The organism is Paraburkholderia sp. MM5477-R1 (assembly GCF_050436385.1).
GTDB lineage: Bacteria > Pseudomonadota > Gammaproteobacteria > Burkholderiales > Burkholderiaceae > Paraburkholderia > Paraburkholderia tuberum.
This window is the reverse complement of sequence record NZ_JBNDMC010000007.1, coordinates 1194592-1207422: the sequence shown is the minus strand read 5'-3', so window position 1 is coordinate 1207422 and position 12831 is coordinate 1194592. Positions and strand designations below refer to the sequence as shown.

14 protein-coding genes are annotated in these 12831 nt (G+C 65.2%); 3 read left to right on the top strand and 11 right to left on the bottom strand.

The window, feature by feature from the left end; all coding sequences use genetic code 11:
* Window positions 1–4 precede the first annotated feature (4 nt).
* The 9 genes from bamC to OKW35_RS34445 all read right to left on the bottom strand — a co-directional run bounded on the left by bamC (window position 5) and on the right by OKW35_RS34445 (window position 8404).
* Complete coding sequence (bamC, locus tag OKW35_RS34485) at window positions 5–1144, bottom strand: outer membrane protein assembly factor BamC (RefSeq protein WP_184022417.1); 1140 nt, start codon at window positions 1142–1144, stop codon at window positions 5–7.
* Between the two features lie 122 nt (window positions 1145–1266).
* Window positions 1267–2184: a 4-hydroxy-tetrahydrodipicolinate synthase gene (gene dapA, locus OKW35_RS34480; protein ID WP_090800745.1), complete on the bottom strand. Its 918-nt coding sequence runs from the start codon at window positions 2182–2184 to the stop codon at window positions 1267–1269.
* A 43-nt stretch (window positions 2185–2227) separates the two neighbouring features.
* Complete coding sequence (locus OKW35_RS34475) at window positions 2228–2830, bottom strand: class I SAM-dependent methyltransferase (RefSeq protein ID WP_184057305.1); 603 nt, start codon at window positions 2828–2830, stop codon at window positions 2228–2230.
* A 28-nt stretch (window positions 2831–2858) separates the two neighbouring features.
* The gene (locus OKW35_RS34470; protein WP_129959391.1) at window positions 2859–4061 is read right to left on the bottom strand and encodes a tryptophan--tRNA ligase; all 1203 of its coding nucleotides are present in this window, start codon (window positions 4059–4061) and stop codon (window positions 2859–2861) included.
* Between the two features lie 6 nt (window positions 4062–4067).
* A complete protein-coding gene (locus OKW35_RS34465) occupies window positions 4068–4730 on the bottom strand; it encodes a site-2 protease family protein (RefSeq protein ID WP_090800750.1) in 663 nt (220 codons plus the stop codon).
* Window positions 4731–4786: 56 nt separating this feature from the next.
* Window positions 4787–5422: an L-threonylcarbamoyladenylate synthase gene (locus OKW35_RS34460; protein WP_090800752.1), complete on the bottom strand. Its 636-nt coding sequence runs from the start codon at window positions 5420–5422 to the stop codon at window positions 4787–4789.
* A 113-nt stretch (window positions 5423–5535) separates the two neighbouring features.
* Entirely contained in the window at window positions 5536–6366 is an 831-nt protein-coding gene (locus tag OKW35_RS34455; protein ID WP_184057307.1) for a 3',5'-nucleoside bisphosphate phosphatase, read from the bottom strand.
* A 178-nt stretch (window positions 6367–6544) separates the two neighbouring features.
* On the bottom strand, window positions 6545–7429 hold the full coding sequence (locus OKW35_RS34450; RefSeq protein WP_429554421.1) for an alpha/beta fold hydrolase: 885 nt from the start codon (window positions 7427–7429) through the stop codon (window positions 6545–6547).
* A gap of 84 nt (window positions 7430–7513) precedes the next feature.
* Entirely contained in the window at window positions 7514–8404 is an 891-nt protein-coding gene (locus tag OKW35_RS34445) for a ferritin-like domain-containing protein (RefSeq protein ID WP_429555111.1), read from the bottom strand.
* 279 nt (window positions 8405–8683) lie between these two features.
* Between OKW35_RS34445 and OKW35_RS34440 the strand changes: the two genes are divergently transcribed.
* The 3 genes from OKW35_RS34440 (at window position 8684) to OKW35_RS34430 (ending at window position 10783) form a co-directional block, all read left to right on the top strand.
* Entirely contained in the window at window positions 8684–9208 is a 525-nt protein-coding gene (locus OKW35_RS34440) for a gamma carbonic anhydrase family protein (protein ID WP_184004143.1), read from the top strand.
* Window positions 9209–9271: 63 nt separating this feature from the next.
* A complete protein-coding gene (hslO, locus tag OKW35_RS34435) occupies window positions 9272–10222 on the top strand; it encodes an Hsp33 family molecular chaperone HslO (protein WP_429355751.1) in 951 nt (316 codons plus the stop codon).
* Between the two features lie 198 nt (window positions 10223–10420).
* Window positions 10421–10783: a hypothetical protein gene (locus OKW35_RS34430; RefSeq protein ID WP_090800761.1), complete on the top strand. Its 363-nt coding sequence runs from the start codon at window positions 10421–10423 to the stop codon at window positions 10781–10783.
* 95 nt (window positions 10784–10878) lie between these two features.
* On the opposite strand, the gene ftsB is transcribed toward OKW35_RS34430, so the two are convergent.
* Together ftsB and eno are read right to left on the bottom strand one after the other, a co-directional pair.
* Window positions 10879–11316, bottom strand: coding sequence for a cell division protein FtsB (gene ftsB, locus OKW35_RS34425; RefSeq protein ID WP_090800763.1), 438 nt, complete (start codon window positions 11314–11316; stop codon window positions 10879–10881).
* Between the two features lie 114 nt (window positions 11317–11430).
* The gene (eno, locus tag OKW35_RS34420) at window positions 11431–12714 is read right to left on the bottom strand and encodes a phosphopyruvate hydratase (protein WP_018417543.1); all 1284 of its coding nucleotides are present in this window, start codon (window positions 12712–12714) and stop codon (window positions 11431–11433) included.
* Window positions 12715–12831: the final 117 nt, after the last annotated feature.

Genomic DNA, 12831 nt, shown 5'->3' with positions numbered 1-12831 from the left:
CGCCTTAGTTCAGTTGCGCGTGCAGCAGCGACACGATGCGCTGCGCGTCCGACGACGTGTCGATCTGCCCATTCGCGTCGACGACCGCGACCTGCGTCACTGCGTCGCCCTTCGCGCGCACGTTGACGAGGAATTCCTGGCCCGGCTTGCGCGTCGAATTGCCGCTGTAGAACAGTTTGCCGAACAGGCCTTCCTTCTTCAGTTCCTGCATCGAATCCGCGTAGCGCACGTAGTAGATGCCCTTCTCGCGATCGCGGTTGTCGACCGTAAAGTTGGTGCGATCGAGCGCGAGGCCCACACGCAGCCAGGCACGGTCGAACGACTCCTGCAGATCGAGCGTCGACGCACCCGCGTTCTGCTCGATCGTGGTCGGCGCGGCGGCGGTGCGCGCGTCGGTCAGCAACTGCTTCGATTGTGCTTCAGTCAGGCCGAACTTCTGCATCAGCTTGGCGAGAAACAGCGCCTCGAGCGCCGGATCACGCGGACGCTCTTCCCAGCGCGAAGACGTCTTGTCCTGCCCGGTCATCACCTCTTCCATCGCGCTGTGCGTGATCGAGATATCGGTCGCGCTGTCCGGACCGCGCGATACCAGCGTGCGGAAACTGTCGCGGGTGCCCGACGAATAGGCGAAGTCGATGACCTTGCCGATCGTGCGGCGGAACCAGTCGTCCGGAATGTTCGCGCGGTTTTCCGCCCAGTCGGTCGTCATGATGCCGGTGGCCGGCGCATCGGTCTTCAGCACGAAGCCGTTTTCCTGCCAGAACTCCTGCAGCTGCGGCCAGAGCTGTTCCGGGGAACGGCCGTCTACCACCAGCCAGCGACGGTCGCCGTCGCGCTCGATATGCATGCCGAGCGGATCCTGCGCGTTCGGCTGACCTTCGGTCGCGTTGCCGGCCGCCGTGACAGCGCGCGTCGGCGTGCCACCAAGCGCCAGATTGGCCGGCGGTGCCACATAGCGCTGGTCGTTCGGCGACGTGCTCAGATCGCTCGGCACGGCGAGCGGCGGCGCGCTCGAGGTCGCCTTGTAGTTGACGCGGTCGGAAGCGAACCAGTCGTTCAGCGTGTCACAGCCGGCGAGCGTCGACAGGGCAAGCGCCAGCGCCGCCATGCGGGTTGCGTGGAGGGAAAGTGCGGAACGTTTCATGAGGTCCTTCGTGATGCTGGAACGCGATGCCTCGTTCGATCTGCCGGGAACGTGGGCTGAAGCGACGTCGGTTAATGAAATGCCGGTGGCGGTCTTGCGTGGGCGGCGGGACGGTCGCCCGTTCAGCCGAGCAGGCCCGCTTCGCGCAGCGCGCCGCGCACCACTTCGTGGTATTGCGCGTCGAGCGGCGTGAGCGGCAGGCGGATGCCGCCCTGCACACGCCCCAGTTGCTGCAGCGCCCACTTCGCCGGAATCGGATTCGCTTCGGCAAACAGGTACTTGTGCAGTGACAGGAGTTTCAGATGAATCTCGCGCGCGGTCTTCACGTCCGCGGCGAGCGCGGCCTTGCACAGTTCGCTCATTGCGCGCGGCGCGACGTTCGCGGTGACCGAAATATTGCCGTGACCGCCGAGCAGCATCAGCGCGATCGCGGTGGGGTCGTCGCCGCTATAGATGCCGAAATGCGCCGGCGCCGACTTGATCAGATGCGCGGCGCGGTCGATGTTGCCCGTGGCCTCCTTCACGCCGACGATGCCCGGCACCTGTGCGCAGCGCAGGATGGTCTCGTTGCTCATGTCGGCGACGGTGCGGCCCGGCACGTTGTACAGAATCACTGGCAGATCGACGGTTTCGGCGATCTTCGCGAAATGGCGGTAGATGCCTTCCTGGGTCGGCTTGTTGTAGTACGGCACGACCTGCAGCGTGGCATCCGCGCCGACGTCCTTCGCGTGTTGCGTGAGTTCGATCGCCTCAGCGGTGGAATTGGCACCCGCGCCCGCGATGACAGGAATGCGTCCAGCGGTGTGCTCGACTGCGGTCTTGACCATGAGCACGTGTTCTTCGACCGACAGCGTGGCCGACTCGCCGCTCGTGCCGACCACGACGAGCGCATTCGTGCCTTCCTCGACGTGCCAGTCGATCAGTTTGCGAAACGCCGGCAGATCGAGGCTGCCGTCTTCGAGCATCGGAGTGATGATGGCAGGAATGCTGCCGCGGATCTGAACGCCGTCCTGGTGACCGCTGTGGTTGCCGTTAGTCATGAAACGCCATGAATATGATCAGGTAAACCGCGATTGTAGCGGATTAGCCAGCCAACTCGTAACAAGGTGGCGCTGTTGCCCGTGCGGGATCATGCGCCCTGGCCGTTTCCCGAACCGCGCAGATGCGCTGAACGTAGGCCGGACGCGGCTCGGCGAGAAATCCGTCCTGAAATGCGATCACCCGCAGGTGGCCCCGCACGGTGTCGAGGAGCTCGCCAGGCGCGAGCAAAAACGCCGGATTGGAGGGTTTGCCGACGCTTTCGTTTCCTTGCGCGAAGGTCTCGTAAACCAGTACGCCGCCGGGCGCGAGCGCGCGCAGCAACTGCGGAAAAAGCGGCCGGTGCAGGTAGTTGGTGACCACGACGGCGGCGAACGCCGCATCGGCCGGTAGTGGCCACGTCGCGCCTTCGAGATCGGCCACGAGAAGTGTGACGAGCGGCGCGTCGCGCAGCAGGTCGAGAGCAACCGCGTCGCGATCGATCGCGGTGACCGGATGGCCGAGCGACGCAAAAAAGCGCGCATGCCGCCCGGCCCCCGACGCGACGTCGAGCACCGCGCCGCCCGGCGCGATCAGGTGCGCCCAGTGACGCACCCAGCGCGACGGTTCACCGAGGCCATGCAAGCCACTGGTAACGGGCGTGCTCATCGCTGCACCGCGGCGCGTCGGGTGTGCATCAGCTGTACGACAGCCCCATCGCCTCACGGACGTCGCGCATCGTTTCGGTCGCGAACCGGCGTGCCTTGTCGCAGCCATCGGCGACGATCGCGCGCAACAGCGACGGGTCGTCCATGTACTTCTGCGCGCGCTCGAGCATCGGCTGCTGCTCGCGCAGAATCCCTTCGACGACCGGCTGCTTGCAATCGAGGCAACCGATGCCTGCCGAGCGGCAGCCCTTCTGCACCCACTCGTGGGTCGCTTCGTCGGTATAGACCTGATGCAACTGCCACACCGGACACTTGTCAGGGTCGCCCGGATCGGTGCGGCGCACGCGCGCGGGGTCGGTCGGCATCGTGCGGACCTTCTTCGTGATGGTTTCCGCGTCTTCGCGCAGGCCGATCGTGTTGCCGTACGACTTCGACATCTTCTGGCCGTCGAGACCCGGCATGCGCGACGCCTCGGTCAGCATCGCCTGCGGCTCGACGAGGATGATCTTGCGCGAACCTTCGAGATAGCCGAACAGGCGCTCGCGATCGCTCATCGACAGGCTTTGCGATTCCTGCAGCATCGCCCGCGCGCGTTCGAGCGCTTCGTCGTCGCCTTCCTGCTGATACGCGTTGCGCAACTCGTGATACAGCTTCGAGCGCTTGCCGCCGAGCTTCTTCGCGGCTTCGTTCGCCTTCTCCTCGAAGCCCGGCTCACGGCCGTACAGGTAGTTGAAACGACGGGCGATTTCGCGCGTCATCTCGACGTGCGGCACCTGGTCTTCACCGACCGGCACGAGCGAGCCGCGATACAGCAGAATGTCCGCCGCCATCAGCACCGGATAGCCGAGGAAGCCGTAGGTGGACAGGTCCTTGTCCTTCAGCTTTTCCATCTGCTCCTTGTAGGTCGGCACGCGTTCGAGCCAGCCGAGCGGCGTGCTCATGCCGAGCAGCAGCGCCAGCTCGGCATGCTCGGGCACCTTGCTCTGGATGAACAGCGTCGCCTGCGCCGGATCGATGCCGGAAGCGAGCCAGTCGATCAGCACGTCCCACACGTTCTTTTCGATCACTTCGGGCGTTTCGTAGTGCGTCGTCAGTGCGTGCCAGTCGACCACGCAGAAGAAGCACGGGTATTCGGACTGCAGCCGCACCCAGTTTTTCAGCACGCCGTGATAGTGGCCGAGGTGCAGCGACCCGGTGGGCCGCATGCCGGAGAAGATACGGTCTGGGAACATGGTTATTTAGAAAAGCGAAACAAGTGGAGTCAGAATTGCGGTGATCGCGCTATACCCGAGCGTCACGAGTGGCCTCAACCAGAAACGCGTGAGCGTACCCGTCATCACCAGCGCCATCACGATGAAAAAGCCGTACGGCTCGAGCCGCGACAACGCGATCGATTGCTTCGGCGGCAACAGGGCCATCACCACGCGGCCGCCATCGAGCGGCGGCAGCGGAAACAGGTTCAGCACGCCGAGCACGAGATTGACGCCGACGCCCGCGCCCGCCATGCGCGTGAAAAACGGTTCGTTGACATTGAGCCCCGCGAGCGCAACGCCGAACACGCCCCAGAACAGCGCCTGGATGAAATTGCACATGGGCCCGGCCGCCGCGACCCATAGGCTGCCCCAGCGCGGGTTGCGCAGATTGCCGAACGCGACCGGCACCGGCTTCGCATAGCCGAACACGAACGCGCCGCTCGTCGCGAAGTACAGCAGCAGCGGAATGGCAATCGTGCCGAGCGGATCGATGTGCCGCATCGGGTTCAGCGACACGCGGCCGAGCACGTACGCGGTGTTGTCGCCGAGCCAGCGCGCGACGTAGCCGTGCGCAGCCTCGTGCAGCGTAATCGCGAAGATCACCGGCAGCGCGTACACCGCAATCGTCTGTATCAGGGAAGAATCCATAGCTCGCTATTGTAACAATGCGCTCGCGCGTGTCTGTCCGCTTTCGCTCACGACGCTCACGCCGTTTCCTCGAGACCGAACGGCGCGAGCGAGCCGCGCCCTGCCCGCACCAGCACCGGCTCCGAGCCGGTCAGATCGATCACGGTGGACGGCTCGCACACGCACGCGCCGCCGTCGATCACCAGATCGAGCTGCTTTTCGAGCCGCGCGCGGATTTCCTCGGGGTCGTTCAGCGGCTCGGTTTCGCCGGGCATGATCAGTGTCGAGCCGAGCAGCGGCTGGCCAAGCTCCTCGAGAATCGCGAGCGTGATCGCGTGATCCGGCACGCGCAGGCCGATCGTCTTGCGCGACGGATGCGACACGCGCCGCGGCACTTCCTTGGTGGCCTGCAGCACGAACACGTACGGACCCGGGGTCACCGACTTAAGGAGCCTGTACTGCCAGTTGTCCACCATAGCAAAATTGGCGAGCTCCGACAGATCACGCACGAGCAGCGACAGTAGTTGCTTTTCGTCGAGTCCGCGGATGCGCCGCAGGCGTTCGACCGCATCCTTGTCGTCGAGACGGCAGGCGAGCGCGTAGGTCGAATCGGTCGGCAAGGCGACCACGCCGCCGCCGTTGATGATCTGCACGGCCTGCTTGACGAGACGCGGTTGCGGATTGTCGGGGTGAAGCCGAAAGTATTGGGACATGGAGACTCACGATGGCGGCAGACGAACTGCGGCGGATGGGCTGCGGCGAGCAGAGCGCGTGCCGCATCCAGCCGGCCCGCGCGCGCGCCGTGCCGCTCCGGCACGGCGCGCGGTCACAGCCAGCGTTCCCAAACGGGCTTCAGATCGGCGGGTAGCGGCGGCAGTGCACCGAGTTCGATGCGGCCTTCGCCAGGCGCATGGAAGTCCGAACCGCGCGAGGCCTCGAAGCCATAGCGACGCGCGACGTCCGCATATTCGCGGTACTGGTCGGGCGTGTGGCTGCCGGTCACGACCTCGATCGCCTCGCCGCCGAGGTCGATGAATTCGCCAAAGAACGCGTCGAATTCGAGTTGCGAATATGCGTAACGACCGGGATGCGCGACGATCGCGACGCCGCCCGCGGCCTGGATCCAGCCGAGTGCGTCGGCGAGCCTGGCCCAGCGGTGCGCGACGTAAGCCGGCTTGCCGTCGCCGAGATAGCGGTCGAACACTTCCTGGGTGTTTGCGCAGTGGCCGTGCTCGACCAGGAAGCGCGCGAAATGCGTGCGCGACATCATGTCGGGATTCGATACGTAATGCAGCGCGCCCTCGTACGCGTCTGGAATGCCGAGCGTGGCCAGTTGCTCGCCGATTGCTTCGGCGCGCGCGGCGCGGCCGTCGCGCGTGCGGGCGAGACCGTCGATCAGGATCTGGCTGCCCGGATCGATGCCGAGTCCGACGATGTGCACGGTGCGCCCCGCCCACGTGACCGAAATCTCGACGCCGCTCAGGTAATCCATGCCGAGAGCCTCGGCCGCGGTGCGCGCCTCGTGCTGGCCGCCCACTTCGTCGTGATCGGTGAGCGCCCACAGCGTCACGCCGTTAGCGTGCGCGCGGCGCGCGACGTCGGCCGGCGCGAACTGGCCGTCGGAAACGGTGGAGTGGCAGTGAAGATCGGCGTTCATCGTGGTCCTGGAAGGGTTCTGCGGTCATTTTACTGCAATGCAGTAAGGGGCCGCAGGGGTATCTCGCGACGCCAGTGCCGGTTGCCGGCGTGCCGCGAGGTCAAGACCAGTCAGCGCCGATCCCGCGACCTCCGGGCGACCCACGAGCGCCGTTTCAAACGTAGCTTCAGGCGCGGTGTCAGGCGCAGAACCCCTCGATCAACGCGGCGATCTGCTCCGGCTGGTCGTGATGCACCATGTGCCCCGCGCCGTCGATGATCTTCTCGCGCCAATCGGGAAACGCCTGGAAACGCGCCTTGAATTCGTCGAGCGGAATGTCGCCGGCGATCTGCGCGAGCGTCGGCGAGCCGGCGGCCTCGACGTGCAGCACCTTCGCGCTGACCTTACGCCATACCGCCATCACCTCGTCGAGGCGATACAGCGTCGGGCCGCGGACCTTGTGCGCCGGATCGGCGAGCAGCATGAAGCGCCCTTCGCCATCCGGCTTCGACCAGTGCTGCGCGAGAAACTGCGCACGCCGCGGAACGAGGCGCGGATTGGTTTTGATCAGGCGGGCGGCGACCTCGTCGAGCGACGCGTAGCGCTTGAGCTGCGGTGGATCGCGCAATTCGTCGAGCCAATTGAGCAGGCGCTTCGGCGCCTGCGCCGAATGCGATGGCGCGAGCCCGAAGCCTTCCAGATCGACCACGCGCCGTACCCGCTGCGGCCGCACGCCCGCATACAGGCACACGACGTTCGCGCCCATGCTGTGACCGACGAGGTTCACCTGGCCGTCGGGCGCGCAGTGGTCGATCAGCGCGTCGAGATCGCCGAGATAGTCCTGCACCCAGTAGCTGCCGCCGCCGCGCTCGGCGACCGGCCAGTCGGACAGACCGAAGCCGCGCATGTCGGGCGCGATCACCTGCCAGTCGCCACCGAGCGCATCGACGACGAACTGGAACGACGCGCCGACGTCCATCCAGCCGTGCAGCATGAACAGTATCCGCGCATCGGGATGGCCCCAGCGCCGCACGTGCAGCCGGACGCCGCGCGCGGCAACGAACTCAGAGCGGGATGTATTCATGAACGGCGCACCCGTAAAAAAGAATGGTCGTTCGATTATAGGAACAGCGGCGCAAGAAGTGGTAACGGTTTATTGACGCGATGCTCAGTCGTCCGTTGCCTGCATGGCTTGCTGCGCATCCTGACTCGCGAGCGCGGCGAGTTCGGCGTCGTCGAAACCAGCGTCGCGGCGCGCTTCGAAATTGAACGGGCCACGCAGTTTCGGCGCGTGATACTGGTCGGCGAGACGCAGATAGGTGTGGTGCGGATCGAGGCCGTCCGCGTCGCACAGGTGACGGAACCAGCGGTTGCCGATCAGCACGTGGCCGATTTCATCGCGCAGGATCACGTCGAGAATCGCCGCCGACGCGTGATCGCCGGCCTGCTGCAGACGCGCGCGGATCGGCGGCGACGCGTCGAGGCCGCGCGCTTCGAGCGTACGCGGCACGAGCGCCATGCGCGCGAGCACGTCGCCACGGGTGCGCTCGCACATGTCCCATAGGCCGCCGTGCGCCGGGAAGTCGCCGTACGCGTGGCCATATTCGGCGAGACGCGCGGCGAGCAGCGAGTAGTGATACGCCTCTTCGGCGGCGACTTTGAGCCAGTCGGTATAGAACCCGGCGGGCATGCCGGGGAAACGCCAGATGGCGTCGAGCGCCAGATTGATCGCATTGAACTCGATGTGCGCGAGCGCGTGGAGCAGCACCGCGCGGCCCTGCGGCGACTGCATGCTGCGTCGACCGAGTTGGCGCGGTTCGACCAGTTCGGGCCGTTCGGGGCGGCCCGGCAGGCCAGCGGGCTCGGCGAGATCGAGGCCGGAGTCACAGAGCGCGCGACCGTCGAGTACCGCAGCGTACAACTCGGTGGCCGCCGCGGCCTTCGCGGCCGGATCCCGCTCGCGCAACGCCGCGAGCGCGGCGCGGCGCGCGCACGGCGGCTCGTCGTGAGAATTCGATGCGCGAGAAGCGACAGAAACGGGCGAAGCGGCGGACGTCATGACAAACGGATCGGCGTTGGAAGCGGTAAACACGGCGGACAGACGGCGGCTGAGCCGCGCGCGAGCGGCCAAGCGGCTCATGCACACAACCGTTTACAATACCCGATTCGACCAACCGGCGCGCTTTCGGGCACGCCCGTCAGTTGGCGACGCAAGACCGCCAACCTCGCGCCGCGCCGGCTGCGCGCCGCCCCGCCCATGCGTGGCAACCGATCAGACCATCATCGTGAACAGGATCGGAGTCACCGAAGGCCCGGCTCTGACCAACCAGGAGACATTGTGACGATTTACAAGCTGGGCGAAGCCGCCCCGATCATTCATGAAAGCGTGTTCGTCGCGGATTCGGCGAACATCATCGGCAACGTAACGCTCGAGGAGAACGCGAGCGTGTGGTTCGGCGCGACACTGCGCGGCGACAACGAGCCGATCACGATCGGCGCCGGCAGCAACGTGCAGGAAAGCGCGGTGCTGCACACCGACCCCGGCTATCCGCTGACGGTCGAGTCGAACGTGACGATCGGCCATCAGGCGATGCTGCACGGCTGCACGATCAAGGAAGGCGCGTTGATCGGAATTCAGGCGGTGGTCTTGAATGGCGCGGTGATCGGCCGCAACTGTCTGGTCGGAGCGGGCGCCATCGTCACCGAGGGCAAGGTGTTTCCCGACAATACGCTGATCCTCGGCGCGCCCGCGAAGGCGGTACGCGAACTGACGGAAGCGGATATCGCCAACATGCAGCGCGGCGCGGCAAGCTATGCCGGGCGCCGCGAGTATTTCAAGGCGCAGCTCGTACGCATCGGCTAGACGGCCGGCGCGCGGTGCGCAAAGGCGCGGCGTCATGCCGCGTCATTCCAGTGAGGAAAAGTTGTGAGCGACCAGTTGCAAAAATTCATGTTCAGCGCGGCGCCGGTGCGCGGCGAGATCGTTTCCCTGCGCAATACCTGGCAGGACGTGCTGATGCGCCGCGATTATCCGGCGCCCGTGCGAACGATTCTGGGCGAAATGATGGCCGCGTGCGCGCTGCTGTCGGCGAACCTGAAGTTCGACGGCACGCTCGTCATGCAGATTTTCGGCGATGGCCCGGTCAAGATGCTGGTCGTGCAGTGCAGCTCGAACCTGACGATGCGCGCCACCGCGAAGCTGTCCGGCGAAGCCGCCCATACGATCGACGACACGACCTCGCTCATCGATCTGGTGAACGCGAGCGGCTACGGCCGCTGCGTGATCACGCTCGACCCGACCGCCAAGCAGCCCGGCCAGCAGCCGTACCAGAGTATCGTGCCGCTGTCGGGCGTGGACGGAGCGCTGAAGTCGATCGCCGAGGTGCTCGAGCACTATATGCATCACTCCGAGCAGCTCGACACGCGCATGTGGCTCGCGGCGAACACCGAGCGCGCGGTCGGCATGCTGCTGCAGAAACTGCCGGGCGACGGCGGCATCGTCCCGCATCCGGGCGAGCTCGACGCGGATACGTGGGAACGCGTGTGCACGCTCGGCGGCACGCTGTCGCACGACGAGCTGCTGAAGGAAGAACCTGAGACGGTGTTCCGACGCCTGTTCTGGCAGGAAAACGTCCAGCATTTCGAGCCGGTTACCGCGCGCTTCGAATGCACGTGCTCGCGCGAAAAAGTCGGCGCGATGCTGAAGATGCTTGGCCGCGATGAAGTCGACAGCGTGATCGAGGAACGCGGCCACGTCGAGATTCACTGCGAGTTTTGTAATCAGCGCTACGAGTTCGACCCGGTCGACGTCGCGCAACTTTTCGTGGCCGGCGGACTCTCACAGGGTGTGACGCCGGCGGCCGCGCAACGGCACTAGACCGCGCTTTCGCCGAAGCGGAGTACGTGCCCGTGAACTGATCGGGCTCTTCAACGCAAGTCCTGACCGCGCCGCCCCATGCCTCGTCACGGCTCGGGCGGCGCGTTGCTTTTGAGCGCGGCGTTGATACTTTCGAAGGATGCGGTACTGCGCGTTGGAAGACGCTTGCTCGAGCCTCGGACCGATGGAGATTCGACCATGAAGCACACGCTTTCGTTGATCCTTGCCGTCCTCACGGGCAGCGCGGTGCTGGCCGGCTGCTCGATCGATCCGCGTGGCCCAGCGCCGATTCTGAGCCGTCTGCCGCCCGATCAGGCCGAAGCCATCAGTCATACGCAGACGCTGACACCGGAGGAACGCGCGCGCTATGACGCGATCGAGCAACAGGTCATGTTCGAACAGAATCAGACGATGGCCGCGGACGCCGCCGCGCAAGCCTGGTCGCGCTACTACTCGCGTTCGCCGCCCGTGAGGTTTTCCGCGGGCTTCTCGAGCGGCGGCTGGGGACGTGGCTGGGGAACCGGGATCGGCGTCGGGTTCGGGCCGTATTGGGGCTGGTAGGGCGAACACGGCAGCATAAAAACAAAAAAGCGCGGTTCAGGATGAACCGCGCTTTTTTTGCGCCTTCCTGCGAGGCCGATGCGAAATATCGAACCTCAGTGCACCGGCTTCTTCTCCTTCGCAGCCGCTGCCTTCCCGCCATGCTTGCGATCCGGCTTCGCGCGCGACTCCGGATTCGGCACCACATGCAGCGGCGCGGCCGACACCTCACCGCGTGTCGAGGTGTTCGCCGACGGCGTATTCGCCAACGGCAACGGCTGGTTCGGCGACACGAACTGCACGAACACTTCGCCGTCCTTGACCATGCCCATTTCGTAGCGCGCCCGCTCTTCGACCGCGGCCGTGCCATTCTGCAGGTCCTGCACTTCGCCCTGGATGCGCTCGTTGCGCAGCTTCGCGTCGGCATTCTTCTGCAGTTGCTGCGCGAGTTGTCCCTGCAACTCATGCACGCGCAGCCAGCCGCCGTGCCCCCACCAGAGCGGGTACTGGATCAACGCCAGCAGAACGATCAGGACAGCAGTGACAAGCCGCATGAAGTAAGCACAATAAATACGCGCCGCCCTGCGCTATACGCAGGGCGGCGAGGTCAATCAGAAACGAAGGATAACCGGCTCATCGATCGGCGTGAACAATCTGGCGAAGACCGCTTAGCGCAGATTGTAGAAGGCCGACTTGCCCGGGTAGCTCGCGATATCGCCGAGATCTTCCTCGATACGCAGCAGCTGGTTGTACTTCGAGATGCGGTCGGAACGCGACAGCGAACCTGTCTTGATCTGGCCGGCGTTCAGACCGACGGCGATGTCCGCGATCGTCGAGTCTTCAGTTTCGCCCGAACGGTGCGAAATCACCGCCGTGTAGCCCGCGCGCTTGGCCATTTCGATCGCCGCGAAGGTTTCCGTCAGCGTGCCGATCTGGTTGATCTTGATCAGGATCGAGTTCGCGATGCCCTTCTCGATGCCTTCCTTCAGGATGCGCGTGTTCGTCACGAACAGGTCGTCGCCGACCAGCTGGACCTTGTTGCCGAGCTTGTCGGTCAGCGTCTTCCAGCCTTCCCAGTCGCCCTCGTGCATGCCGTCTTCGATCGACACGATCGGGAACTTGTCGGCGAGGTTCGCGAGGTAGTCCGCGAATTCCGTCGACGACAGCTGCAGGCCTTCGCCCGCGAGCTGGTACTTGCCGTCGTGGTAGAACTCGCTCGCCGCGCAGTCGAGCGCGAGCAGCACGTCTTCACCGGCGCGGTAGCCTGCTTTCTCGATGGCTTGCAAAATAGTGGACAGGCATTCCTCGTTGCTGCCGAAGTTCGGTGCGAAGCCGCCTTCGTCGCCGACTGCCGTGCTCATGCCGCGGTCCGACAGGATCTTCTTCAGCGCGTGGAACACTTCGGCGCCGCAGCGCAGTGCTTCGCGGAAGCTCGGCTGGCTGACCGGCACGATCATGAATTCCTGGATGTCCAGGCTGTTGTTCGCATGCGCGCCGCCGTTGACGATGTTCATCATCGGCACCGGCAGTTGCATGGCGCCCGAGCCGCCGAAGTAGCGGTACAGCGGCAGACCGGCCTCCTCAGCCGCGGCCTTCGCGACGGCCATCGACACGGCCAGCATCGCGTTCGCGCCGAGGCGCGACTTGTTGTCGGTGCCGTCGAGCTCGAGCAGCGTCTTGTCGAGGAACGCCTGCTCGGAAGCGTCGAGACCCATGATCGCTTCGGAGATTTCCGTGTTGATGTGCTCGACGGCCTTCAGCACACCCTTGCCGCCGTAGCGGCCGGCTTCGCCGTCGCGCAGTTCGATCGCTTCGCGCGAGCCGGTCGACGCGCCCGACGGCACGGCCGCGCGCCCCATCGTGCCCGACTCGAGCAGCACGTCGCATTCGACGGTGGGGTTGCCTCGCGAATCGAGAATCTCTCGACCGATGATGTCTACGATAGCACTCATGGTTTCCTCAAAGGATGACGTTGAATTCTTTACTGTGGCCTTGCATTGCGCACCTGCCGGTCTCCCCGACAAACAGCTCGCGCGCCGATACGTTCAACGACCATTATGCGAAAACGC

Coding starts and splice junctions, on each gene's coding strand:
- bamC (WP_184022417.1), bottom strand. CDS start 1,144: ATGAAACGTTCCGCACTTTCCCTCCACGCAACCCGCATGGCGGCGCTG.
- dapA (WP_090800745.1), bottom strand. CDS start 2,184: ATGACTAACGGCAACCACAGCGGTCACCAGGACGGCGTTCAGATCCGC.
- OKW35_RS34475 (WP_184057305.1), bottom strand. CDS start 2,830: ATGAGCACGCCCGTTACCAGTGGCTTGCATGGCCTCGGTGAACCGTCG.
- OKW35_RS34470 (WP_129959391.1), bottom strand. CDS start 4,061: ATGTTCCCAGACCGTATCTTCTCCGGCATGCGGCCCACCGGGTCGCTG.
- OKW35_RS34465 (WP_090800750.1), bottom strand. CDS start 4,730: ATGGATTCTTCCCTGATACAGACGATTGCGGTGTACGCGCTGCCGGTG.
- OKW35_RS34460 (WP_090800752.1), bottom strand. CDS start 5,422: ATGTCCCAATACTTTCGGCTTCACCCCGACAATCCGCAACCGCGTCTC.
- OKW35_RS34455 (WP_184057307.1), bottom strand. CDS start 6,366: ATGAACGCCGATCTTCACTGCCACTCCACCGTTTCCGACGGCCAGTTC.
- OKW35_RS34450 (WP_429554421.1), bottom strand. CDS start 7,429: ATGAATACATCCCGCTCTGAGTTCGTTGCCGCGCGCGGCGTCCGGCTG.
- OKW35_RS34445 (WP_429555111.1), bottom strand. CDS start 8,404: ATGACGTCCGCCGCTTCGCCCGTTTCTGTCGCTTCTCGCGCATCGAAT.
- OKW35_RS34430 (WP_090800761.1), top strand. CDS start 10,421: ATGAAGCACACGCTTTCGTTGATCCTTGCCGTCCTCACGGGCAGCGCG.
- ftsB (WP_090800763.1), bottom strand. CDS start 11,316: ATGCGGCTTGTCACTGCTGTCCTGATCGTTCTGCTGGCGTTGATCCAG.
- eno (WP_018417543.1), bottom strand. CDS start 12,714: ATGAGTGCTATCGTAGACATCATCGGTCGAGAGATTCTCGATTCGCGA.